Genomic DNA, 22233 nt, shown 5'->3' with positions numbered 1-22233 from the left:
CTGGAACATCAGCGTCTGCGCCTCGCTCAGCATGCGGCCCCACGAGGGCTGCGGCGGCTGCGTGCCCAGGCCCAGGTAGGACAGCGCGGCCTCGGCCAGGATGGCGATGGCGAAGCGGATGGTGATCTGCACGATCAACACCGCCGAGATGTTGGGCAGCACGTGCTGCATCGTGATCGCGAACGGCCCCTTGCCGCAGGCCTGTGCGGCGGCGATGTACTCGCGCGACCACACGGCATTGGCCGAGGCGCGCGTGATGCGGGCGAAGATCGGGATGTTGTAGATGCCGATGGCGATGATGGCGTTGACGATGCCGGCGCCAAACACGGCCGTCAGCATGATCGCCAGCAGGATCGCGGGGAAGGCCAGCGAGAAGTCGGTCAGGCGCATGATGGCCTCCTCGATCCAGCCGCGCTTGGCTGCGGCGAGCAGGCCCAGCGCCGTGCCGGCCACCAGGCCGATGCCCACCGCGATGATGCCCACCAGGATCGAGGCGCGTGCGCCGACCAACAGCAGCGAGGCCACGTCGCGGCCGAAGGCGTCGGTGCCCAGCCAGTGCTTGGCCGACGGGCCGGCCAGTTTGTTGGCCATGTCCATGTCGTAGGGCGACCAGGGCGTCCAGACGAAAGAAAGCGCGGCCGCCACGATCAGCGCCAGCGTGAGCACGCCGCCGATCATGAAGCTGCGGTGGCGCAGCGCGCGCTGCCAGAAGCCGTGCCGGCCCGCAGGGCGGCCGGCGGCGGGGGGCGTGGCCGCAGGAATGCCGGCGCTGCTCATATGTCGGAAGCCTTGATGCGGGGGTCGATCACGGCATAGAGCACATCGACCACGAAGTTGACGATCACCACGAAGGCGGCCAGCAGCATCACGCAGTTGCGCACCACGACCAAGTCGCGGTTGCTGATGGCCTGGAAGATCAGGCGGCCCAGGCCGGGCAGGTAGAACACGTTCTCCACCACGATGGTGCCGGCCAGCAGTTCGGAGAACTGCATGCCCATCACGGTGATGACCGGGATGAGGGCATTTCGCAGCACATGCAGCCACAGCACGGCGCGCTGGCTCACGCCCTTGGCGCGGGCGGTGCGCACGAAATCCTCACGCATGACCTCGAGCACGGCGGAGCGCGTGATGCGCGCCAGGATGGCGGCCTGCACCACCGCCAGCGACAGGGCCGGCAGCAGCAGCGACTTCACGCCGTCGAGGATGCCTTCGACGCCTTCTCCCCAACCATCGAAGCCGCCGGCCGAGAACCACTGCAGCTTCACCGAGAACAGCAGGATCAGCAGGATCGCGAACCAGAAGTTAGGAATGGCGATGCCCACCTGCGTGAGGCCCATCAGCCCCACGTCGCCCAGCTGGTTGTGGCGCGCGGCGGCGGTCATGCCCACCAGCAGTGCCAGCACCGTGGTGAGCAGCATCGCCATGAATGCGAGAGGAATGGTCAGTTGCAGCCGCTCCAGGATCAGCTCCGCCACCGGTGAGCCGTAGGTATAGCTGTCGCCCAGGTTGCCGGTGAGCATGCCGCCCACCCAGTGCCAGTAGCGCGTCCAGGCCGGCTGGTCCAGGCCCAGCTTGGTGGCCAGGGCCGCGACGGCGTCGGGCGAGGCGTCCGGGCCCATCAGCATCTGGGCCGCGTTGCCGGGCAGGATTTCGAGAACGAGGAAGATGATGATCGACGCCCCGATCAGGGTGCCGATCAGCGTCGCCAGACGCTTGAGAAGAAAAAGACTCATCGTGGAGGGCCGGGCCCGCGAAGCCAAGCGGCGCAGCATAACCGGACAGGGGAATGATTCACGCGCATGCAACGTGCGTGCCCACCCAGGGATAATCCGGGGATGGCCTTGATGATCACCGACGAATGCATCAACTGCGACGTCTGCGAGCCGGAGTGCCCCAACGACGCGATCTCGATGGGCGAGTCCTTCTACGAGATCGATCCGCACCGTTGTACGGAATGCGTGGGCCACTTCGACGAACCGCAGTGCGTGCAGATCTGTCCGGTGGCATGCATCCCGGTCAATCCCGCGCATGTGGAGACTCGGCCGATGCTGATGGCCAAGTACGAGCGGCTCACGGCCGCCGCGCCCCTGGAGCCGGCCGCGCCGCAGCGTTGAGTGCTGCGGTACCGGGCCGCTTCACGCTTCCGACTTTTTCTTCTTCTTTTTCTTGGTGCCAGCGGGTGCCTCGCCCGCGGCGCGTGCGCTGAAGTCGCTGCCGACGGTGGCGCGCTTTGGGGCGCGGGGCTTGTCGAGGTGGTTGTCGGCCAGCGCAGACCCGGTATGCTGGGCCTGCGGATGTTCGAAGACGGCGGGGCGTTGGCCCGCGGCCCGGTCCTCCAGACGCTCGCGTTCGCGGGCCATGGCATCGGCGCGGCGCTGGATGCGGTCGGTCTGGGCCTGTGCTTCGCGCGCCTTCTGCGGCGACGACGCTGGCGTCTCGTCGAGCGACCGGCCGTTGTCGCAGGGAATCTGGCTGTAGAGGTTGCCGCAACGCCAGATGGTGCCGCTGCGTGCGGGCTGGGGCTGTTGCGCTGCTGCGGTTGCGCCCAGCAACGCCGTCAGCAGGATCAGCGTGGCCTGCCGACTCCTGCGGAGCCTGGACTGATCGGTGTGCGCCGTTTGTAGGGGGTGATTGGGTCGCACGGTCTCTCCCTGATCGAAAGTAGGTGGGTCTAGCCTGGCGGTTTCTCCGCAGGTGCGCTCTCCGGACGCGGCGGCTTGGGCCGCGGCGGCTTGTGGGTATGGATCTGCTGCATCGCGGCGGTCATGTCGCCGGCCAGGAGTGTGGGCACTGCCCGCAGGCTGCGGACGATGGCGTCGTCGATGGCGTCGCGCTGTTCGCGCAGGGGCTTCTTGAGCACCCAGTTCACCACCTCGGACTTCGCGCCCGGATGGCCGATGCCGATGCGCAGCCGCCAGTAATCGCCAGTGCCCAGTTGGGCGTGGATGTCGCGGAGGCCGTTGTGGCCGGCGTGGCTGCCGCCGAACTTGAGTTTGGCCTGACCGGGGACCACGTCCAGTTCGTCGTGCACCACGAGCACTTCTTCCGGTGCGATCTTGAAGAAGCGGGCCAGGGCCGCCACCGACTTGCCCGATAGGTTCATGAAGGTCTGTGGTTCCAGCAGCCACACCGTCTGGCCGCCCACATTCGTTCGGGCGGCCAGGCCGTGGTAGCTGCGTTCAGGCGCGAGGTGGAGCTTCCAGTCGCGGGCGAGGGCGTCGATCCACCAGAAGCCGGCGTTGTGGCGTGTGTCCTCATACTCGGGCCCCGGGTTGCCCAGTCCAACGAAGAGCTTGATCATGGGCGGATTATCCCGGCGGCATGCCGGGCTCAGGCGAGGAAGAGTGGGCACTTCACCAACGAAAAAGGCCCGCGGTAAGGCGGGCCTTGTTCGAGGCGGGAGGCCGACCCACCGAGGGGCGCGGCCTGTGGCGAAGAAGCGATTACTTCTTCTTGCCCTTGCCCTTGGCGGGCTCGGCAGCCGGGGCGGGCGCGGCGGCAGGCGCCTCTTCCTCGACCACGGGTGCCACGGCCGACACGATCACCGGATTCGGCTTGCCGTGCGTGATGGCCTTGGCGCGGCCGGGCAGCTTGATGTCGGCCAGGTGCACCGTACCGCCAGCAGCCAGACCCGACAGGTCGACCTCGATGAACTCGGGCAGGTCGGCCGGCAGCACGCTGATCTCGATTTCCGTCATCACGTGGTTCACCAGGTTCTGGTGCAGCTTGACGGCTTCGGACTCTTCCTCACCCTTGAAGTGCAGCGGCACCTTCACGGTCAGGCGGGTGCGGGCGTCCACGCGCTGGAAGTCCACGTGCTGGACCAGTTGCTTGTACGGGTGGTACTGCACATCGCGCAGCAGCACCTTGGTCACGCTGCCGGCCAAGTCCATCTCGAGGATGGAGGAGTGGAAGGCTTCCTTCTTGAGGGCGTGCCACAGTGCGTTGTGATCGAGTTCGATCAGTTGCGGCTGGCCTTCGCCACCGTAGACGATGCCGGGCGTCTTGCCCGAATTGCGGAGACGGCGGCTCGCACCCGTGCCCTGCTTGGCGCGCTCGAAAGCGACGAATTTCATAAGTAACTCCTGTGAGGACGGGGCCTAAGCCCGCCTCTGTGGCACCCACCGCGACCAGTGCGGTGCCGTTCGACAAAAAGGCGCCGCGAAGGCGCCCACTGAAAGTTCCAGGACCGGTGGCGCCTCAGGCGGCGCTGTCCGAATCCGAGAACAGGCTCATGACCGACTCGCCGTTGGCGATGCGGTGGATGGTTTCCGCGAACAGCGGGGCCACAGACAGCTGGCGGATCTTGCCGCAGGCCAGGGCGCCGTCGGACAGCGGAATGGTGTTGGTGACGCAGACCTCGTCGAGGGCGCTGCCCTGGGCGATGCGCTCGATGGCCGGGCCGGAGAACACCGGGTGCGTGCAATAGGCGTAGACCTTCTTGGCGCCGCGCTCCTTGAGCACCTCGGCCGCCTTCACCAGCGTGCCGGCGGTGTCGATCATGTCGTCCATGATCACGCAGTTGCGGCCTTCGATCTCGCCGATGACGTGCATCACTTCGCTGACGTTGGCCTTGGGACGGCGCTTGTCGATGATGGCCAGGTCGCAGCCCAGCTGCTTGGCGATGGCACGGGCCCGCACTACGCCGCCGACGTCGGGGCTCACCACGATCAGGTCTTCGTAGTTCTTGGTGCGCAGGTCGCCCAGCAGCACCGGCGAGGCATAGATGTTGTCGACCGGGATGTCGAAGAAGCCCTGGATCTGGTCGGCGTGCAGGTCCATGGTCAGCACGCGGGAGACGCCGACGGTCTGCAGCAGGTTGGCCACGACCTTGGCCGAGATCGGCACGCGCGATGAGCGCGGGCGACGGTCCTGGCGGGCATAGCCGAAGTAGGGAATCACGGCGCTGATCCGCTCGGCCGAGGCGCGCTTGAGCGCGTCGACCATGATCAGCAGTTCCATCAGGTTTTCGTTGGTTGGGGCGCAGGTCGACTGCACCACGAAGACCTCGCGGGCCCGGACGTTCTGGTTGATCTCGACCGTGACTTCGCCATCGGAGAAGCGGCCGACGCGCGCAGCGCCCAGCGAGGTGCCGAGATGCTGGACGATCTCTGCTGCCATGCCTGGGTTGGCATTGCCGGTGAAAACCATGAAGTCAGGATGTGGGGCCTGCATGTGCGCTTCCCGGCGGTCAGAGAGAAAAGGTGGGGCCTGATGCTTGAGAGCATTTGGCAGGGGAGGAAGGACTCGAACCCTCGAATGCCGGAATCAAAATCCGGTGCCTTAACCAACTTGGCGACTCCCCTACACAGGAGGAAGGTCCAACGACCATCCACCGATGAATGTCGCAACCAATCGCGAGCGATCGGTCTTGCCTACGCGGCCCAGCCCTGAAGAGGATGGTGTGCGAGATTGCTGCAGAGCCGGTATTGCCAACCTTCAGGAAAATCCCTTGAGAGGTTGTGGACCGAGCCTTGCGGCAAATCGTTCGGCAGCTGCGCGAAGACGGCACTTCCGGAGCCGGTCATCCTGGCGCTGAGGCCTTGTGCATCGAGCCACTGAAGGGCTTGACTCACTTGCGGACAGAGCCGCTGGGCAACCGGCTGCAGGTCGTTGTGTCCGAATCGGAAGATTCGTTTGCCGTCCTGAGCAGCGAAGACCGAGACTATAGCAGGTTTAGTGGCTCTGTGAAGATCATCCGCAGAAAATATAAGGCTCGTATCGAGTCCTGCCTCCGGCTTCAACACGGCAAAGCGGGCGAAGGGCAACGTCAGTGGCGTGATCTGCTCGCCGATGCCTTCGACCCATGCATTGCTGCCGCGCAGGAAAAAGGGCACGTCCGCGCCCAGCGCGAGCCCGAGGCGCTCGAGCTCAGCCAGCGGGAGATGCAGTTGCCACAGCCTGTTCAGCGCCAACAGGCAAGTCGCGGCGTCCGACGAGCCACCACCCATCCCAGCCTGCGCCGGGAGGCGTTTCAGAATGCCGATGTGGGCCCCCTGGCGGGTGCCCGTCGCGTTCTGGAGCGCGCGCGCGGCGCGCAGCACGAGATCGTCTGCCGGCAACGGGGGGCCGAGGTCTTCGCGCGACAGGCCGCCGTCCTCGCGCAGGTCGACATGCAGCGTGTCGCACCAATCGATCAGCATGAAGACCGACTGCAGCAGGTGATAGCCGTCTGCGCGTCTGCCAGTGATGTGAAGGAACAGGTTCAGCTTGGCAGGCGCGGGCAGGTCGTACAGTGCTCTCACGGCGACGGGCGCTCGAAAACGACGCGCAGTTGCGCGGTGGGCAGCGGGGCCTCCCGCGTTGCCTGCAGACGGCCCTGTGGCACCTGCGACAACTCGGCCCGCCAGCCCGGAACCTGCGCAGGACGGCCTTGCAGCCATTCGAAGAGGGCGTCGATGGGCAGCGCTGCGCCGGTCGCTGCCTCCGTCAATGCGGCCATCGAGGGATAGCTGCGCTGCTGTGAACCGTCTCGCAGCAGCGCCGTGCCTGGGCTCCATCGCAAAGCGCCAAGGGTGTTGCCCAGAGGCGTCGTCAGCACGAGCTCCCCTTCCTCGGGGGTGCCGTCGAGCTCGAACACGGCGGCGAAGGATTGCGGCGGATTGCTGTCGACCGACAGCGAGAGGCGTCCGCTCCAGTGGCTGCTGCCACCGTTGGAGCGTCGCGGCTGCGGCGCAGCGCAGCCGACGAGCGCCAGGGCCGCGCCCGCGGCGCTGGCCACCAGCACGCGCCGCTTCACAGCTTGACGCGCAGGCGCCGCAGCGTGGCCTGCAGGGTTTCGTTCTCGGCGTCGGCCATGGATGCTTCGCGCCAGATGCTCATCGCCCGGTCGCGCTGGCCCTGCGCCCACAGGACCTCGCCGAGATGGGCGCCGATCTCCGGATCGGGCCGCTTTTTATACGCGTCCTCCAGGATGCGTTGGGCCTCGGCCATGTTGCCCAGCCTGAACTCGACCCAACCCAGGCTGTCTGCGATGAAGGGGTCGTTCGGTGCCAGCTCCACCGCTTTGCGGATCAGCTGCCGTGCTTCCTGCAGGCGGATGTTCCGATCCGCGAGCGAATAGCCCAACGCGTTGTAGGCATTGGCGCTGTCCGGCTTGAGGGCCACCACGCGGCGCAGCAGGCGTTCCGTCTCGTCGACGCGACTGAGCTTCTCGGCAGCCATCGCGAGGTCGTACAGCAGGTCGGTGTCGTTCGGCGCCTGGGCGCTGGCGTTGGCGAGCAGGTCGTAAACGGCCTGGTTCATCTTCGCCTCGCGCAGCACCTGTGCCTCGGCCTGCAGCTGCTGGCGCCGGTCGGCTTCGGTACGCGCCGGCATGCTGCGCACGATCTGGCGCGCTTCGGCCACTTTGCCCTGCCTGGCCAAAAGCAGCGCGCGGCGCAGCTGAGCAGACCCCATGTCCTCGTCGCCTTCCACCCGCGAGAGGTATTGCTCGGCGGCGGCGAAATCCTTGCGGCGCTCAGCCAGCTGCGCGAGCTGGAGGTAGGCCTGGGCGATGCCGCGGGCGCGCTCCTCCGCATCGCTCTGGCGCGTGGCGAGGTCCAGGTAGCGCTGCAGCGAAGTCTGGGCGGCTGTGTCCTGGTGGCTCTGCGCCTGCAGCGAGCCCAGAAGCAGCCAGGGGTCGGGCAGGTCGGGACGGCTGCGCGTGAGCGCCTCGATCTGTATGGTGGCTTCGTCGTAGCGTTGCGCCAGCGCCAAGGCCCGCGCGTAGGCCACGCGGGCTTCTGGCAAGGCATCGGGCTGGGTGAGATAGCGGCGCACGATCGCCTCAGCCTCGGGTCGCGCCGAATCCATCAGTTCGAGCGCGAGCACGGCGGGCGCGTCGGCCTTGGGGTCTGCCGCGCTGCCCTGTTGGGCTGCCGCCAGCGCACCCGCGGTGTCGCCAGCGCTCAGCCGCAGGCGACCGACGGCGGCCCACGCGAGACCGGCCGAGGGGGCACCTGCTTTCAGTTCATCCGACAGACCCTGCTCGAGCGCCTGGGCGGCGGACTGCTTGTTCGAGGCCCGGCTGTAGGCCCGGACGGCATTGGCAAGGGCTGCAGCGCGTTCCGGCACGGGGGTGGCCGCAATGTCCGCCCGAAGCGGATCGACCGTTTCAGCCAGGCGTCCGAGCAGGATGAGGATTTGCAACTCGAGTCTGCGCGGCTCGCGGGCATCCGGAATGGCCTGCTTCCAGGCGCGCACCGCCACCAGGGCGGCCTCGGGCGATCGGGCCCGTACGGCGACATCGACCGCGCGCTGGAACAGCGCGGGCTCGCGCGTACGGCGCGCAGAATCCAGCAGCAACTGGAAACCCTCGACCGGATCGCCATCGCGGGCATTGAGCTCGCCCAGCAGGACCTCGTAGAACAGCTCCGCCGTCATCGCGGAAGGCCGGGCATCCTCGGCGGCCGGCGCGGACGGTGGCCCGGGTGGGGCCGACTGCGCGGCGGCGCTGAGCGAAGCGAGGGTCAGAACGGCTGTCGCCAGATGGCGCCGGCGGGGCAAGGGACTCATCGAACCATAATAATCCAAGCCTTTGTCCGCATCTGGGGCGAGGGCGATGGCTCGCTGCCCTGCAGGTGCGGCGCCGTTCCCCGATGCCCGAACTCCCAGAAGTCGAAGTCACCCGCCGCGGTTTTGCCGACCGCATCGCGGGCGGCGTCATCACTGCCCTGCGCGTGGGCAAGCCATTGCGATGGGCGCTGGAGGTGGACCCGGACGTGCTGGTGGGCCGCACGGTGGTGCAGGTTCGCCGACGTGGCAAATATCTGCTGATCGACCTCGACGCAGGCATGCTGCTGGTGCACCTGGGCATGTCCGGCAGCCTCCGATTCGCCCCCGCGTTGCCCGAGCCTGGGCCGCACGACCATTTCGACATGAGCACCACGCGAGGCACGCTGCGACTGAACGATCCGCGCCGCTTTGGCGCGGTCATCCATGTCGACAGCGAAGAGGCGCCGTTGGCCCGCAAGTTGCTGGGCGGACTGGGGATGGAGCCGCTGGGCGATCAGTTCGACCTCGATCGCTTCCACGAAGGGCTGCGCAAGCGGCGTGCGCCCGTCAAGCAGGTGCTGCTCGCGGGCGATGTGGTGGTGGGAGTGGGCAACATTTATGCATCCGAGGCGCTCTTCCTGGCGGGCATCCGGCCCACGTTGCCAGCGGCGCGCATCTCGCGGCCCCGGGCGGCGAGGCTTCACGCCGCCGTCCGCGAGGTGCTGGCCCGCGCGGTCGAGGCGGGCGGCAGCACGCTGCGCGACTTTTCGCATATCGACGGTCAGGCCGGTCACTTCCAGCTTCAGGCCATGGTGTACGGCCGCGCGGGCGAGCCCTGCCGCCAGTGCGGCGCGCCGATCCGCCTTCTGCGCCAGGGACAGCGGTCCACCTACTTCTGCGCGAACTGCCAGAAGTCCTGAGCGGGCGGCTCGACGGCACGACGACGCTTGCCGCGCAGCGGCAAGGGGCACCTGCAACTGTTATATTTTGTAAATACATCTGCAGACTCCCGTGAGCGTTCCTTTCTCCCAGCAGTTCGAGCAGCACGGCGCCTGGCGGCGCGGCTTGGCACACCGACTGAGCTGGCTGGCCTCCTGGCTGGGCGACAACGACCTGCTCGACGAGGCCGTGGCGGAGCGGCTCAAGGATGTCGAAGCGCTGATGCGCGGCAGTCGCGTCATGGTGGCCTTTGTCGCGGAGTTCTCCCGCGGCAAGTCCGAGCTGATCAACGCCTTGTTCTTTGCGGGTTATGGTCGGCGCATCATGCCGGCCAGTGCCGGCCGCACCACCATGTGTCCGGTCGAACTGCGCTACGACGCGCAGGAGATCGCCGGACTGCGCTTGTTGCCCATCGACACCCGGCTGGCGCCGAAGTCGCTGCAGCAGTGGCGCGAAGAGCCGGAGGGCTGGACCGAGATCGCGCTCGCTCACGAGGACGGCGAACAGCTTGCTGCCGCCATGCAGAAGGTGGCCGAGACCGACCGTGTGCCGCTCGATCGGGCCAGGGCGCTGGGCTTTTGGCGTGACGACGCGGGAGACGATGCACTGCCGGTCGATCCGGATCAGCAGGTCGAGGTACCCCGCTGGCGCCACGCCGTTCTCAACCTGCCGCATCCCTTGCTGGAGCAGGGCCTCGTCATCCTTGACACCCCCGGCCTGAATGCCATTGGCGCCGAGCCTGAACTCACGATGAGCCTGCTCCCGCAGGCCCATGCCGTGCTGTTCATCCTGGGCGCCGATACAGGCGTGACTCGCTCCGACCTCGCCATCTGGCGCGAACACCTGGGCGGCGCGGCACCGGGTGTGGCCTCGCGCATCGTCGCGCTGAACAAGATCGACACGCTGTGGGACTCGCTCAGTGCGCCCGGCCAGATCGAGGCCCAGATCGAGCGACAGTGCACCCTCTCCGCCGACATTCTGGGTGTGCCCCGCCGACGCGTGCTGCCGGTTTCGGCGCAGAAGGGCTTGCAGGCCCGCATCTCGGGGGACGCGGCGCTGCTGCAGGCCAGTCGGCTGCCGGCCCTCGAATCGCTGCTGGGTCAGGGGCTGGTGGCCGAACGGGAGGCCATCCTGCGCCGAGCGGTGGAAGGCAGTGTGGACGCCCTGCGTTCCGCCTCGGAACGCATCCTGCGCATGCGCCAGCGCGAGTTGACCGAACAGGCCATGGAGCTCGAAGGCCTGCGCGGCAAGAACACCGCCACGCTGCGGCACATGCAGCGTCGGGTGCAGCAGGAGCAAGCCGAGTTCGAGGCCGGCGCCCAGCGTGTCTCGGCCCTGCGCGCCGTACTGGCCAAGCGCATGCGCGAGACGCAGGCCGTGCTCGGCCCGACTGCGCTCAAGTCGGACATGGCGCAGTTCGCGCAGGCGCTGCGGCGACCCGGCATCAAGCTGCAGTTGGCCCAGGTCTATGCCCGCACCTTCGACGAGTTGCGGACCAATCTGGCCGATGTGCAGGCCACCATGGCCGAACTGCAGGCCATGCTGCATGCGGCGTTCCGCCAGCTCAATGCCGAACACGGCTTTGCCCTGCAGGCGCCCGCCGAGCCCGACCTGTCGCAGTACATTGCCGAGATGAGCAGTATCGAGCAGAGCCATCTGCATTACCTGGGCATGGGCAACATCCTGCGACTCGTTCAGGCCGAATTCTGCGAGCGGCTGGCGCAGGCCCTCGCCAGTCGCGTGCGCACAGCCCGCGATGCCGCGCTGGCCGAGATCGAGGAGTGGCGCCGCAGTGCTTCCTCCCAGATGGATCGCCAGATGAACGAGCGCCGCGCCGCCTACGCCAAGCGTGTCGAGTCGATGGTGCGCGTGCGCGACGCCGCTGGCAGCCTGGAAGAGAGCCTGATGGAAATCGAGGGCCAAGGTGCGCACCTCAAAGCCCTGGAACAGCGGCTGCGCGACCTGTGCGAGGTTCTCGCCGGGCGCAAGCCCGAGCCCGGCGCCCAGTCGGTGGCCAGCGGCGCTCCGGCGCGCGCGGCGTGATGGCCGTCGCGACCGACGCCGCACCCGTGGTGCGGCAGGCCCGGCAGTGCGCCGATGCTTTCTGGCTGCGCCTGGTCACCTGGCAGAAGACCCATGGCCGCAGCAGCCTGCCCTGGCAGAACACACGAGACCCGTACCGCGTCTGGCTCTCGGAAATCATGCTGCAGCAGACCCAGGTGTCGACCGTGCTGGGCTACTACCAGCGATTCCTGACGCGCTGCCCCACGGTGGCAGATCTGGCGGCTGCCCCCGAGGACGAGGTCATGGGTCTTTGGAGCGGCCTGGGCTACTACAGCCGGGCGCGCAACCTGCATCGCTGCGCGCAGGAGGTGGTGACGCGCTTTGGCGGCAGCTTTCCGCACAGCGCCGAACTGCTGCAGACGCTGCCGGGCATCGGCCGTTCCACGGCGTCCGCCATCGCCGCCTTCTGCTTCGGCGAGCGGGTGTCGATCATGGACGGCAACGTCAAGCGCGTGCTCTCGCGCCTGCTGGCCTTCGAGGGAGACCTGGCCAGCAGCGCCAACGAAAAGCTGCTGTGGAAGGCTGCCGACGAACTGCTGCCGCCAGAGGGCGAGCCCGAGGCCATCTCGCGTTACACGCAGGGACTCATGGACCTGGGTGCTACGGTCTGCCTGCCGCGCCAACCGCAATGTCTGATCTGTCCGGTCGAGGCTCTGTGTGAAGGGCGGCGCCAGGGCGATCCGGCGCGGCTGCCCGTCAAGACGCGCAAGCTCAAGCGCAGTTCGCAGTCGCTGTGGCTGCTGTTGGCGCGCTCGGACGACGGGCGGGCCGTGTGGCTGCACAAGCGCCCGGCCAGCGGCATCTGGGCGGGCCTGCATGCCCTTCCTGTCTTCGACAGCGTCGAAGCGCTCGAAGCCGCCCTGCCAGAGGCGTTGCGCCCGGCCCTGGAGCATTTGCCGGCCTTTCTGCATGTGCTCACGCACAAGGACCTGCATCTGCATCCGGTCCAGGTCGACGCGGTGCGCAGCGAGCTGGCCGGCCTGCAGGGCCGATGGGTGGCCGCCGAGGACTGGCCGGCGCTCGGCTTGCCCGCGCCGGTGCGTCGACTGCTGGAGGCGCAGGCGGCCAACACAGACTGAGCCTGGCGAGCAGGGACCCGGATCAGGACGGCCTGCGCGAATGTTGTACCCGGGCCGCCGCTTTCTACTCGGCGTCCAGCTCGCGGTGCCGCCGCAGCGTCACCCAGCGTTCGCCGAAGGTGCGGGCCAACTGCTCGACCAGAAAGACCGACCGGTGCTGGCCACCCGTGCAACCGATGGCCACGGTGACATAGCTGCGGTGGTCATCCGCCAGCGCATCCATCCAGTGCTGGAGGAACTGCTCGATGTCGCCGAACATGCGCGCCACGGCATCGTGCTCGCGCAGCCAGTCGATCACCAGTTGGTCGCGCCCCGTCAGCGGGCGCAACGCCGCCACGTAATGCGGGTTGGGCAGCATGCGCACGTCGAACACGTAGTCGGCATCCAGCGGCACGCCACGCTTGAAGGCGAAGGACTGGAACACCAAGGTCAGCGTGCGCTGCGGCGCGTCGATCAGTGCCTTGATGTAGGTGCGCAGCTGGGCCGGCCGGATCAGGCTGGTGTCGATCAGGTCGGCGCCTTCGCGCAACTCGGACAGCAATTCGCGCTCCAGCTCGATGGCCTGGATCAACGCGCGTTCCTGCTCCGGCGCGTCGACGCGGCCGTGCTGGCGCGACAGCGGATGACGGCGCCGGGTCTCGGAATAGCGGCGCACCAGCGCCTCGGTGGTTGCATCGAGGAACAGCGAACGCACGGCCATCCCTTCCTGTCGGAGGGCGGCCAGGCGGATCGGCGCCTTCGACAGCGAGGTGCCACTGCGCGCGTCGATGGCCACGGCCACCAGCGGCGCCTGGTTTTCCTTCTGCAGGCGGATGAAGTCGTCCAGCAGTTCGGGGGGCAGGTTGTCCACGCAGTAGTAGCCGGCGTCTTCCAGCGCGGCCAGGGCCACCGACTTGCCGGAGCCGGACATGCCGGTAATCAGCACCAGATCCATGGAGGGATTCATCGTCGTCAGCTCTCCTGCGGGCTCAGCATTTCGCGGGCATGGGCGAGGGAGGCGGCCGAGACACGCTCGCCGCCCAGCATGCGGGCGATCTCCTGCATGCGGCCTTCGCCGTCGAGCGGCGCGACCGTGCTTTCGGTGACCGGCTGCGGCTTGCCGCCTTGAGCCGCTGTGGTCGTGATCGTCTGCTTCGCCACGCGCAGATGGTGGTCGGCGCAGGCCGCCACCTGTGGCAGATGGGTGACCGCCAGCACCTGGCGGTCGCGGCCGAGTTGGCGCATCAGCCGGCCCACGGTGTCGGCCACCGCACCGCCGATGCCGGTGTCCACCTCGTCGAAGATCAGCGCCTGCGCCGTGCCCAGCCGGCTGGTGGTGACCGCGATGGCCAGCGCGATGCGTGACAGCTCGCCGCCCGAGGCCACCTTGCCGACCGGCCGAGGGGTGCCGCCGGCATGGCCGGCCACGAGGAAGGCCACGTCTTCCAGCCCATGGCGGGCCGGCTGGGGCAGCGGCTGCAGTTCCACGCCGAACCGGCCGCCCTGCATGCCCAGGCCCTGCATGGCCTCGGTGATCGCGGCCGCCAGCTTGGGCGCGGCCTTCTTGCGGGCCTGGCCGATGGCCCGCGCCTCCTTGTCGAAGACCTGACGCGCCTGCTGCTCGGCCCGCTCCAGCGCAGCCAGATCGGCCTGGGCTTCCAGGGTCTGCAGCGCCTCACGCCAGCTGGCGAGGAGGGCGGGCAGTTCTTCCGGCGGGCGCCGATAGCGGCGGGCCAGCGACATCCAAAGCCCCATGCGTTCATCGACCGCCTGTAGCTGATCGGCGTCGGTTTCGGTGCGGCGCAGGTAAGCGTTGAGCGCATGCAGCGCATCGGAGGCCTGAGCCAGGCTGCCGGCGAGCTCGTCGCCCAGCGTCTTGAATTCGGGTTCGATGTGGGCCAGGTCCTGCAGGCGGTCGGCGGCGCGGGAAAGCAGGGCCACGGCGCCTTGTTCGTCCTCTTCCAGCAAGCCGGTGGCGGCCTGGGCGGCGTCGATCAGCGACTGGGCATTGGCCAGGCGCGTGTGCTGGCTCGACAGTTCTTCCCACTCGTCGGCACCGGGGGCGAGCTTGTCCACCTCGCCGATCTGCCACTGAAGACGCTCACGCTCGCGCAGCAGCGTTTCCTGGGCGTTGCGGGCGGCTTCCAGTGCGGCCCCGGCCTGGCGCCAGTTCTGCCAGGCGGCTTCGAGGGCGGCGGTCCGCACACCGGCATAGGCATCCAGCAGGCCGCAGACTGCGTCGGGCCGGGTCAGGCTTTGCCAGGCATGCTGGCCATGGATGTCCAACAGATGGCCGCCCAGTTCGCGCAACTGCGTGGCAGTCGCCGGGCTGCCGTTGATCCAGCCGCGGCTGCGGCCCTGGGTGTCGACGGTGCGGCGCAGCAGCAGGGTGTCGCCGACCTCGAACCCACCTTCCTCCAGCCAGGTTGCCAAGGCGGGATCGGCATCGAATTCGGCGCTGACGTCCAGCCGCTCCGCGCCTTCGCGGACGGCGCCGGCATCGGCCCGGTTGCCCAGGGCCAGCTGAAGGGCGTCGATCAGGATCGACTTGCCGGCGCCGGTCTCGCCGGTGAGCACGGTGAAGCCCTCGGCCAGATCCAGGTCGAGCGCGCGGACGATGACGAAATCGCGCAGGACGATGCGTCGCAGGGCCACTCAGGAGCCTCCTTCGTTCCAGTGAAGTTTCTTGCGCAGGGTGTCGAAGTAGCTCCAGCCGCGCGGGTGCAGGAAGCGAACCCGGTGCTCGGAGCGCCGCACCAGCACCTGGTCGCCATGCGCGAGCGAGGCCAGCGACTGCATGTCGAAATTGGCGCTGGCATCGCGCCCGCCCACCACCTCCACCGAAATCTCTTCGGCGTCCGGCAGCAGGATCGGCCGGTTGGACAAGGTGTGCGGCGCGATCGGCACCATCACCCAGCCAGGGATGGAGGGGTGCAGCATGGGCCCGCCGGCCGACAGCGCATAGGCGGTGGAGCCGGTGGGTGTGGCGATGATCAGGCCGTCGGCGCGCTGGTTCGCCACCAGGTGGCCGCCGACGGAGACGCGCAGCTCGACCATGCCCGAGGTGGCGCCGCGGTTGACCACCACGTCGTTCATGGCCTGGGCGGTAAAGACGACCTCGCCGGCGCGCATGACCCGCGCCTGGATCAGGCTGCGGTGGTCTTCCTCGTAGTCGCCGGCCAGCATCGGCGTGAGTGTGGCCTCGTAGTGTTCCAGCGGGATGTCGGTGACGAAGCCAAGGCGTCCCCGATTGATGCCGATCAGCGGCACGCCGTAGCGGGCGAGCTGCCGGCCGATGCCCAGCATGGTGCCGTCGCCGCCGACGACCAGGCCCAGGTCGCACTGTTCGCCGATCTCGGGCACGGTGAGGATGGGCCAGCGGCTGGCGCGCGGCACGCCGTCCTCGCCGCACTCGGCGCTGCTGCGCTCGAGCACGACGGTGCATCCGCGCGACTCCAGGAACGCCGCAATGCCCTCGATGACGGGGTCGCGCTCGCGCGCCGCCGTCGCCTGGTACTTGCCGATCAGCGCCACATGGCGAAAGGGTGCGTGCATGGGCAAATTACATCACGACACCGCAGGCGTCCCACCGTATGGCAAGACCTTGTCCGCCGCCTGTGGATAGCAGCCCGCGGGGTATCATTTGCCGATGCTGGACGACCGCGCCAAGCTGCTGCTCAAGACCCTGGTGGAACGCTATATCGCCGACGGCCAACCCGTCGGTTCGCGCACGCTTTCGCGCGCCGCCGGTCTGGAGCTTTCCCCCGCCACTATCCGCAACGTGATGGCCGACCTCGAGGACCTGGGCCTGATCGTCAGCCCGCATACCTCGGCCGGACGCATACCCACAGCGCGCGGCTACCGCCTGTTCGTCGACACCATGCTCACGGCCCAGCGGGCTCAGTTGCAGTCCACGCCGCCGAGCCTGCCGCCGGACCAGCCCCAGAAAGTGATCGCCAGCGCGGCACAGCTGCTGTCGAATCTGTCCCAGTTCGTGGGCGTGGTGATGGCGCCGCGGCGCACCACGGCCTTTCGGCACATCGAATTCCTGCGACTGTCGGAGCGACGGCTGCTGGTCATCATCGTCTCGCCCGACGGCGACGTGCAGAACCAGGTGATCTTCACCGATCGGGACTACACCCAGTCGGAGCTGATCGAGACCTCCAACTACCTCACCGCGAACTATGGCGGGCTGTCCATCGAGCAGGTGCGCGACCGCCTCAAGAGCGAGATGGACGGCCTGCGCGCCGAGATCGCCTCGCTGATGCAGGCGGCGGTGCAGGCGAGCTCGCAGGCGTTTTCGCAGGCGCAGGAAGAGGTCATCATCGCCGGCGAGCGCAACCTGCTGGCGGTGAGCGACTTCTCCAGCGACATGGGCCAGCTGCGGCGGGCCTTCGAGCTGTTCGAGCAGAAGGCCGAGCTGATGCGCCTGCTGGACATGTCCAGCAAATCCGACGGTGTGCGCATCTTCATCGGCGGCGAAAGCCAGGTGGTGCCGTACGAGGAACTGTCGGTGGTCAGCGCCAATTACGAGGTCAACGGCGAGGTGGTCGGCACCCTGGGCGTGATCGGACCGACCCGCATGCCCTATGACCGCATGATCCAGATCGTCGACATCACCTCGCGGCTGGTCAGCAACGCGCTGAGCCACAACAACAAGTAGCAGTCCGGCGCCGCGCCGACGTGGCGCAGAGGGGCGGGGCACGCCGTTCGGACGACCGCGGATCAGCGCCCCGGTGCTTCCCCCGCCAGCGCCTGTAGCGCCGGCACGTCGCGGATCAGCACGACGTAGCCATGCATCTCGATACAGCCCAGTTCCACCAGTCGCCGGAAGCAGCGCGACAGCGTCGCTTGTGCCATCACCAGCTGGCGCGCAATGGAGCGCTTCTGCACCGGCAATCGCACCGAGCGGTCCTTGCCGGCGGCTTCGAAAGGCTCGCGCAGCAGCCAGGCGGCCAGGCGCCCCAGCACGTCCTTGGTGGCCAATTCGTGCCGCCCGTCCGTCAGTTGGCGGATGCGCTCGGCCATCACCAGACCGACGGCGCGCTGAAGGGCCGGGTCCTGCCGGGCGGCTTCCAGCAGGTGCTCTAGCGGCAGCGCGGCGAGGGTGACGCGAGCCGGACACACGGCCGACTCGATCCAGTCCGACTCCAGCCAGGCGGAGGCCAGATCCAGCCACTGGCCCGGGCCGAGAACGCGGTTCTCGATCAGGCCCCCATCCGCGCCGATGCGGCCGACCACGATGCGGCCTTCGGCGACCAGCCACCACGAGGGTGGATGGTTGTCCGGCATGGCAGCGATGGCGCCCTTGGGCAGCATATGCAGGCGCAGGGCGCGGGCCAGTCGCTCCAGAGTGGCCGGGGCGGGCTCGCACGGCGCGAACGCGCTGCGCAGCAGGGGCACGCCGGACAGCACGACCGGCCGCCGCCCGGTGGCGGCTTTCCAGCGCCGCGCTTCGGGGCGCGGGGCGTCGGAGGTCGTAGAAGACAGTGCCGGCAGCATGAAAGGTAGGGCTCAGGTCAGGTGGTCGATGCCCGACTCTGCCCACGATCCGGCGACGCTGCCTTGAGCCAGCGCAAGGGTTGGCGGATCGGCCGCCGCCTGCCTTCAGCCGCACAGTCCGGTGAATCCGCAGGCGGTGCAGAAGCTGCAGCCGTCCTTGCGGATCAGCGTGGCGTTGCCGCACTCGGGGCAGGTGGCTCCCGGCATGGTCTGCTGCACGCCTGGCGCCGCGGCGGCCGGCGCGGCCAGGATGCCCATCTCCTGCAGCGGAAAACCCTCTTCATCCAGCACGCCGAGCATGGCATAGCGGTGGATCACGAGCCGCGCCAGGTAGGCCACGGTCGAGGGCCAGGTCTGTTGCCGCCGTACCTTCGGATCCAGGCTGGGCACGAAGGCCATGAAGTGGCCCAGCGGCTCCGCATAGCTCAGCAGCTTGCGCAGCTTCATGCCGATCCAGGCCGGGTCGATCACCCGCATGTCCAGCGACAGCACGCGCGCCAGCCCGTCCAGGGCGCGCGGATAGTTGCCCGAGAAGCCCAGGGCGCAGGGCCGCGTGTGGGTGACGCCGCCGCGGCTGGGCAGCAGCACTTCCTTGAGGGTGAGCGTGAAGGCTTCGCCGGTGGCTGGGTTCTCGATGTCCACGGCCCAGGCGAGCGTGCCCGAGGGGCCGGTGTGCGGCTCGTCCTGGCTGAACAGGGCGTCGAGCACCGGCGTTCCGGGGGCGGGCGGGTTCCACAGGCCGAGCTGCTCGCAGCGCCAGCGCAGGACGGCGGCGGTTGCGGCCACCACGCCGGGGAAGGTGCGCATCTCGCCGTTCGGCGGGAAGGGCATGTCGAAGGGGCGCTCCTCTTGGACGGTGGCCAGCGCGTCGAGCTTGACGCGTACCCATTCGGCGTCGCGGGCCCGCAGGTCCATCGACAGCGTCTTGGCCAGGGCGCCCAGGCCGCGGGGCTGTTCGGCGCCATTGATCCAGACCTCGAAGGGCAGGGGCCGGGCGCCGTCCGCCCCGTCGGGCGCCTCGCCGACGAAGAGCGCGAACTGGCCGTGCGGATGGCGCACCATGGTGCACCAGGCCGCATTGCCCGCGGGAAAGTCCGGACGCCCCGGCCAGCGCAGCGAGGCCAGCACCGGCTCGCGCGGCAGGCGCTCCAGCGCCAGTCGGCGGTCGGCCATGTCGGGCGTGGGCAGGGTGGCTGTCGGCGGGGTCACGCTCAGCACGGCGCCCAATACCGCATTGGGCCGGTAGGTGGCCAAGCCCTTGAGGCCCGCCTGCCACGCCTGGATGTACAGGTCCTGGAAGGCGGCATAGGGGTAGTCGGCCGGCACGTTGACCGTCTTGCTGATCGAGGTGTCGATGAAGGGCGCGACGGCCGCCACTATGGCCGCATGCGACTGGGCGCTCATCTCCAGCGCCGTGACGAAGGCGGGCGGCAAAGGCGCATCCGCTCCGCGCAGATGGCGGAACAGCCGCCAGGCATGGTCTTCCACCGCGAATTCCTGGAAGGTGCCATCGGCCATGCGCTTCTTGCGCTGGTAGCTCCAGCTGAAGGGCGGCTCGATGCCGTTGCTGGCGTTGTCGGCAAAGGCCAGGCTGATGGTGCCGGTCGGTGCGATCGACAGCAGGTGCGAGTTGCGCAGGCCGTGGCGGCGGATGCGCTCACGAAGCGGTGCTGGCAGGCGCGAGGCGAAGCGCCCACGCTGCAGATACAGGTCGGCGTTGAACAGGGCGAAGGCGCCGCGCTCGCGTGCCAGATCGGCGGAGGCTGCATAGGCCGCGTCCCGCAGCCGCTCGGCGATCCGAGCGGCCATCTGCCGGGCGGGCGCTTCGTCATAGCGCAGACCGAGCATGGCCAGCGCATCGCCCAGCCCCGTGAAGCCCAGGCCGATGCGCCGCTTGGCCATGGCTTCCTCGCGCTGGCGAGGAAGCGGCCAGATGGAGATGTCCAGCACGTTGTCCAGCATGCGCACGCAGGTGGGGATCAGGGCGTCGAATGCAGCCTCGTCGAAGCGGGCCTTGGGCTCGAAAGGCTGGCGCACGAAGCGCGTGAGGTCGATGGAGCCGAGGCAGCAGCAGCCGTAGGGTGGCAGCGGCTGTTCGGCGCAAGGGTTGGTGGCGGCGATGGTCTCGCAGTAGCCGAGGTTGTTGTCGGCATTGATGCGGTCGAGGAAGAGCACGCCCGGCTCGGCATGGTCGTAGGTGGCGCGCATGATCTGGTCCCACAGCGCGCGTGCGGGTACGCGGCGGTAGACCCAGGCGCCATCGCCGCGTGGATGGGCGCCTTCGGCCTTCTGCGCCTTGCCAGGCTCGGCGCGGTGCACCAGTTCCACTTCGGCATCGGCCTGTACCGCCTGCATGAAGGCGTCGGTCACACCCACCGACAGGTTGAAGTTGCGCAGGTCCCCGCTGTCCTTGGCGTGGATGAACTCTTCGACGTCCGGATGGTCGCAGCGCAGCACGGCCATCTGCGCGCCGCGCCGCGAGCCGGCAGATTCCACCGTCTCGCAGGAGCGGTCGAACACGCGCATGTAGCTCACCGGGCCGGATGCGCTCGACTGCGTGCTGCGTACCCGTGCGCCCTTGGGGCGGATGCGCGAGAAGTCGTAGCCCACGCCGCCGCCGCGCCGCATGGTTTCGGCCGCCTCGGTCAGGGCGGTATAGATGCCGGGATGGCCCTCGTCGTCCTCGGCGATGGAATCGCCCACCGGCTGGACGAAGCAGTTGATGAGCGTTGCCTCCAAGGGCGTTCCGGCGGCCGAGAGGATGCGGCCTGCGGGGATGAAGCCGGCTTCCAAGGCATCGAAGAAGGCGCTCTCGAACTGGGCGCGGCGCTCTGGCGCCTCGACGGCGGCCAGGGCACGGGCCACCCTCCGCCGGACGTCTGCGGCTTCGCGCTCGTCGCCCTTGGCGTACTTTTCGCGCAGCACGTCGTGGCTGATGGCCTGGGCGGGCAGGGCGGTGCTGTTCAGGGTGGACATGGACAACTCCTGGTGAGTGGAGATCGCCGCGCCTTCCACAGGGACAGTGCAGCGGCGGCTCTGACTGTATGGAAATCCAGCATTTTGGTCTGTCGGAAGACCACTTTCATTCCATGGGCCGCCGATTTCGATGCTGTCTTGAACTTTAAAGATATATCATTGAGGCATCTTGAGTATCTTGAGAGGTGCACGATGACTGAAGAATGGATGCGCCCGGGACGTGGCGGCGGTCGAGGCCATGGTCACCGGCGTTCAGGTGGCGACATGCTGGGGGAGGGAGCAACGGACGGCCGCGGTGGCGGCCGGCGACCGCGTCAACTCGAGCCCGGCGACCTTCGTCTGTTGATGCTCCACGCGCTGGCCGCTCAGCCCAGCCATGGCTATGAGCTGATCAAGGCGATCGGAGAGTGGGTCGGGGGCGACTACTCTCCCAGTCCCGGCACCGTCTATCCGACGCTGGCGTTGCTGGAGGACCTGGGCCTCGCTCGCTCGGAAGCCAGCGACGGCGGCCGCAAGCGCTTCCATCTGACGCCCCAGGGCGAGGCGGAATGTGAGGGGCAGGCCCCGGCCATCACGGCAGTGCTGGAGCGCCTGGAGCACGCGCGTGCCCGGGCCCATGCTCGCCGACTGCCCGAGATCCGACGCGCCATGGAGAACCTGAAGATGGCGCTGCGTCTGCGCCTGGAAGACGAGGTGGAGTCGACGGAACTCGTCCGGCGGCTCGCCGAGATCATCGACCGCGCCGCGGTCGAGGTGGAACGCGCCTGAGCGGCGCCCTCACAGTGACAACACCCATGAAACAGCACCGCTACCGAATCACCGTCGAACACCTGGCCGACGCCCATGGCAACCCGTCCACCCACGCCGAGCCGCTTCGCTTCGAGGCCGGCAATCACGACGACATCCTCGCCATCGCCGCACGCATGCGCGGGCGTGGCGAATTCCCGCCCGATACCGCCAACGCGCTGGCGGTGGGCCTGAAACTCTTCAGCGAGGTGATGCTCGAGAACCGCGGCCATCCGCTCTTCGCGGATTTCGCGCCGCACTTCCGTGCGTTCATGCAGCACTTGAAGAAGGGTCCACAACGGCCGGGCGGCGATGCGGTGCCGCCCAAGACCTCGCCCGTAGCAGACCAGCCTCAGTAGTTGAGCCGCTCCGGGCGCAGCTCCTGCAGGATGGTCGTCGCGATCTCTTCGATGGACTTGGTCGTGGTCGAAAG

The 22233-nt window shown here is 68.3% G+C and carries 21 protein-coding genes and 1 tRNA gene; 7 read left to right on the top strand and 15 right to left on the bottom strand.

All coding sequences use genetic code 11. The features are described from left to right. Both QZ772_RS00620 and QZ772_RS00615 read right to left on the bottom strand, forming a co-directional pair. The coding region (locus QZ772_RS00620) for an ABC transporter permease (RefSeq protein WP_295521971.1) at positions 1 to 777 on the bottom strand (777 nt) is incomplete at its 3' end. Further along, positions 774 to 1733, bottom strand: coding sequence for an ABC transporter permease (locus QZ772_RS00615; protein ID WP_295521968.1), 960 nt, complete (start codon positions 1731 to 1733; stop codon positions 774 to 776). The genes QZ772_RS00615 and QZ772_RS00620, both read right to left, overlap by 4 nt. 102 nt (positions 1734 to 1835) lie before the next feature. Here QZ772_RS00615 and QZ772_RS00610 point away from each other — a divergent pair, with 102 nt between their 5' ends. Then, positions 1836 to 2114, top strand: coding sequence for a YfhL family 4Fe-4S dicluster ferredoxin (locus QZ772_RS00610; protein WP_295521964.1), 279 nt, complete (start codon positions 1836 to 1838; stop codon positions 2112 to 2114). 21 nt (positions 2115 to 2135) lie between these two features. Here QZ772_RS00610 and QZ772_RS00605 read toward each other — a convergent pair whose 3' ends face one another. The 8 genes from QZ772_RS00605 to QZ772_RS00570 all read right to left on the bottom strand — a co-directional run bounded on the left by QZ772_RS00605 (position 2136) and on the right by QZ772_RS00570 (position 8364). Beyond that, the gene (locus tag QZ772_RS00605) at positions 2136 to 2642 is read right to left on the bottom strand and encodes a hypothetical protein (RefSeq protein ID WP_295521961.1); all 507 of its coding nucleotides are present in this window, start codon (positions 2640 to 2642) and stop codon (positions 2136 to 2138) included. A 29-nt stretch (positions 2643 to 2671) separates the two neighbouring features. After that, the gene (gene pth / locus QZ772_RS00600; RefSeq protein WP_295521958.1) at positions 2672 to 3301 is read right to left on the bottom strand and encodes an aminoacyl-tRNA hydrolase; all 630 of its coding nucleotides are present in this window, start codon (positions 3299 to 3301) and stop codon (positions 2672 to 2674) included. Between the two features lie 142 nt (positions 3302 to 3443). Then, a complete protein-coding gene (locus QZ772_RS00595; RefSeq protein WP_295521955.1) occupies positions 3444 to 4076 on the bottom strand; it encodes a 50S ribosomal protein L25/general stress protein Ctc in 633 nt (210 codons plus the stop codon). A 124-nt stretch (positions 4077 to 4200) separates the two neighbouring features. Further along, entirely contained in the window at positions 4201 to 5175 is a 975-nt protein-coding gene (locus tag QZ772_RS00590; protein ID WP_295521952.1) for a ribose-phosphate pyrophosphokinase, read from the bottom strand. Positions 5176 to 5229: 54 nt separating this feature from the next. Further along, a tRNA-Gln gene (locus QZ772_RS00585) sits at positions 5230 to 5306 on the bottom strand. A 69-nt stretch (positions 5307 to 5375) separates the two neighbouring features. Continuing rightward, positions 5376 to 6245, bottom strand: coding sequence for a 4-(cytidine 5'-diphospho)-2-C-methyl-D-erythritol kinase (gene ispE / locus QZ772_RS00580; protein WP_295521949.1), 870 nt, complete (start codon positions 6243 to 6245; stop codon positions 5376 to 5378). Further along, positions 6242 to 6727, bottom strand: a complete 486-nt coding sequence (locus QZ772_RS00575) for an outer membrane lipoprotein LolB (RefSeq protein ID WP_295521946.1) — start codon at positions 6725 to 6727, stop codon at positions 6242 to 6244. The genes ispE and QZ772_RS00575 overlap by 4 nt, the downstream gene beginning before the upstream one ends. An 8-nt stretch (positions 6728 to 6735) precedes the next feature. After that, the gene (locus tag QZ772_RS00570) at positions 6736 to 8364 is read right to left on the bottom strand and encodes a tetratricopeptide repeat protein (protein WP_295521943.1); all 1629 of its coding nucleotides are present in this window, start codon (positions 8362 to 8364) and stop codon (positions 6736 to 6738) included. Between the two features lie 215 nt (positions 8365 to 8579). Between QZ772_RS00570 and mutM the strand changes: the two genes are divergently transcribed. From mutM to mutY, 3 genes are all read left to right on the top strand, one after another. Further along, entirely contained in the window at positions 8580 to 9395 is an 816-nt protein-coding gene (gene mutM, locus QZ772_RS00565) for a bifunctional DNA-formamidopyrimidine glycosylase/DNA-(apurinic or apyrimidinic site) lyase (RefSeq protein WP_295521941.1), read from the top strand. Between the two features lie 91 nt (positions 9396 to 9486). Then, positions 9487 to 11457, top strand: a complete 1971-nt coding sequence (locus QZ772_RS00560) for a dynamin family protein (RefSeq protein WP_295521938.1) — start codon at positions 9487 to 9489, stop codon at positions 11455 to 11457. Then, positions 11457 to 12557 (top strand): A/G-specific adenine glycosylase, encoded by a 1101-nt coding sequence (gene mutY / locus QZ772_RS00555; RefSeq protein ID WP_295521935.1) that lies wholly within the window; start codon positions 11457 to 11459, stop codon positions 12555 to 12557. The genes QZ772_RS00560 and mutY overlap by 1 nt, the downstream gene beginning before the upstream one ends. Before the next feature lie 64 nt (positions 12558 to 12621). On the opposite strand, the gene rapZ is transcribed toward mutY, so the two are convergent. The 3 genes from rapZ to QZ772_RS00540 are packed head-to-tail and all read right to left on the bottom strand — an operon-like array spanning position 12622 to position 16091. Next, a complete protein-coding gene (gene rapZ / locus QZ772_RS00550) occupies positions 12622 to 13503 on the bottom strand; it encodes an RNase adapter RapZ (RefSeq protein WP_295521932.1) in 882 nt (293 codons plus the stop codon). A gap of 5 nt (positions 13504 to 13508) precedes the next feature. Next, complete coding sequence (gene recN, locus QZ772_RS00545; protein ID WP_295521929.1) at positions 13509 to 15191, bottom strand: DNA repair protein RecN; 1683 nt, start codon at positions 15189 to 15191, stop codon at positions 13509 to 13511. Continuing rightward, a complete protein-coding gene (locus QZ772_RS00540; RefSeq protein WP_295521926.1) occupies positions 15192 to 16091 on the bottom strand; it encodes an NAD kinase in 900 nt (299 codons plus the stop codon). A 94-nt stretch (positions 16092 to 16185) separates the two neighbouring features. Between QZ772_RS00540 and hrcA the strand changes: the two genes are divergently transcribed. Then, entirely contained in the window at positions 16186 to 17199 is a 1014-nt protein-coding gene (gene hrcA / locus QZ772_RS00535; RefSeq protein ID WP_295521924.1) for a heat-inducible transcriptional repressor HrcA, read from the top strand. A 62-nt stretch (positions 17200 to 17261) separates the two neighbouring features. On the opposite strand, the gene QZ772_RS00530 is transcribed toward hrcA, so the two are convergent. Next, positions 17262 to 18038, bottom strand: a complete 777-nt coding sequence (locus QZ772_RS00530) for a Crp/Fnr family transcriptional regulator (protein ID WP_295521921.1) — start codon at positions 18036 to 18038, stop codon at positions 17262 to 17264. A 105-nt stretch (positions 18039 to 18143) separates the two neighbouring features. Beyond that, positions 18144 to 21014 (bottom strand): adenosylcobalamin-dependent ribonucleoside-diphosphate reductase, encoded by a 2871-nt coding sequence (locus QZ772_RS00525; protein ID WP_295521918.1) that lies wholly within the window; start codon positions 21012 to 21014, stop codon positions 18144 to 18146. 192 nt (positions 21015 to 21206) lie between these two features. On the opposite strand from QZ772_RS00525, the gene QZ772_RS00520 reads away from it, so the two are divergent. After that, the gene (locus QZ772_RS00520) at positions 21207 to 21782 is read left to right on the top strand and encodes a PadR family transcriptional regulator (protein WP_295521914.1); all 576 of its coding nucleotides are present in this window, start codon (positions 21207 to 21209) and stop codon (positions 21780 to 21782) included. A 26-nt stretch (positions 21783 to 21808) separates the two neighbouring features. Continuing rightward, positions 21809 to 22159: a DUF3861 domain-containing protein gene (locus QZ772_RS00515; protein ID WP_295521912.1), complete on the top strand. Its 351-nt coding sequence runs from the start codon at positions 21809 to 21811 to the stop codon at positions 22157 to 22159. Positions 22160 to 22233: the final 74 nt, after the last annotated feature.

Origin of the sequence: uncultured Pseudacidovorax sp. (assembly GCF_913773995.1) — a bacterium.
Classification (GTDB): domain Bacteria; phylum Pseudomonadota; class Gammaproteobacteria; order Burkholderiales; family Burkholderiaceae_C; genus Xenophilus.
The sequence above is the reverse complement of the archived record's forward strand: the minus strand, read 5'-3'. Positions and strand labels throughout refer to the sequence as shown.

Coding starts and splice junctions, on each gene's coding strand:
- QZ772_RS00615 (WP_295521968.1), bottom strand. CDS start 1,733: ATGAGTCTTTTTCTTCTCAAGCGTCTGGCGACGCTGATCGGCACCCTG.
- QZ772_RS00610 (WP_295521964.1), top strand. CDS start 1,836: ATGGCCTTGATGATCACCGACGAATGCATCAACTGCGACGTCTGCGAG.
- pth (WP_295521958.1), bottom strand. CDS start 3,301: ATGATCAAGCTCTTCGTTGGACTGGGCAACCCGGGGCCCGAGTATGAG.
- QZ772_RS00595 (WP_295521955.1), bottom strand. CDS start 4,076: ATGAAATTCGTCGCTTTCGAGCGCGCCAAGCAGGGCACGGGTGCGAGC.
- QZ772_RS00590 (WP_295521952.1), bottom strand. CDS start 5,175: ATGCAGGCCCCACATCCTGACTTCATGGTTTTCACCGGCAATGCCAAC.
- QZ772_RS00570 (WP_295521943.1), bottom strand. CDS start 8,364: ATGACGGCGGAGCTGTTCTACGAGGTCCTGCTGGGCGAGCTCAATGCC.
- mutM (WP_295521941.1), top strand. CDS start 8,580: ATGCCCGAACTCCCAGAAGTCGAAGTCACCCGCCGCGGTTTTGCCGAC.
- mutY (WP_295521935.1), top strand. CDS start 11,457: ATGGCCGTCGCGACCGACGCCGCACCCGTGGTGCGGCAGGCCCGGCAG.
- rapZ (WP_295521932.1), bottom strand. CDS start 13,503: ATGAATCCCTCCATGGATCTGGTGCTGATTACCGGCATGTCCGGCTCC.
- QZ772_RS00540 (WP_295521926.1), bottom strand. CDS start 16,091: ATGCACGCACCCTTTCGCCATGTGGCGCTGATCGGCAAGTACCAGGCG.
- hrcA (WP_295521924.1), top strand. CDS start 16,186: ATGCTGGACGACCGCGCCAAGCTGCTGCTCAAGACCCTGGTGGAACGC.
- QZ772_RS00530 (WP_295521921.1), bottom strand. CDS start 18,038: ATGCTGCCGGCACTGTCTTCTACGACCTCCGACGCCCCGCGCCCCGAA.
- QZ772_RS00525 (WP_295521918.1), bottom strand. CDS start 21,014: ATGTCCACCCTGAACAGCACCGCCCTGCCCGCCCAGGCCATCAGCCAC.
- QZ772_RS00520 (WP_295521914.1), top strand. CDS start 21,207: ATGACTGAAGAATGGATGCGCCCGGGACGTGGCGGCGGTCGAGGCCAT.
- QZ772_RS00515 (WP_295521912.1), top strand. CDS start 21,809: ATGAAACAGCACCGCTACCGAATCACCGTCGAACACCTGGCCGACGCC.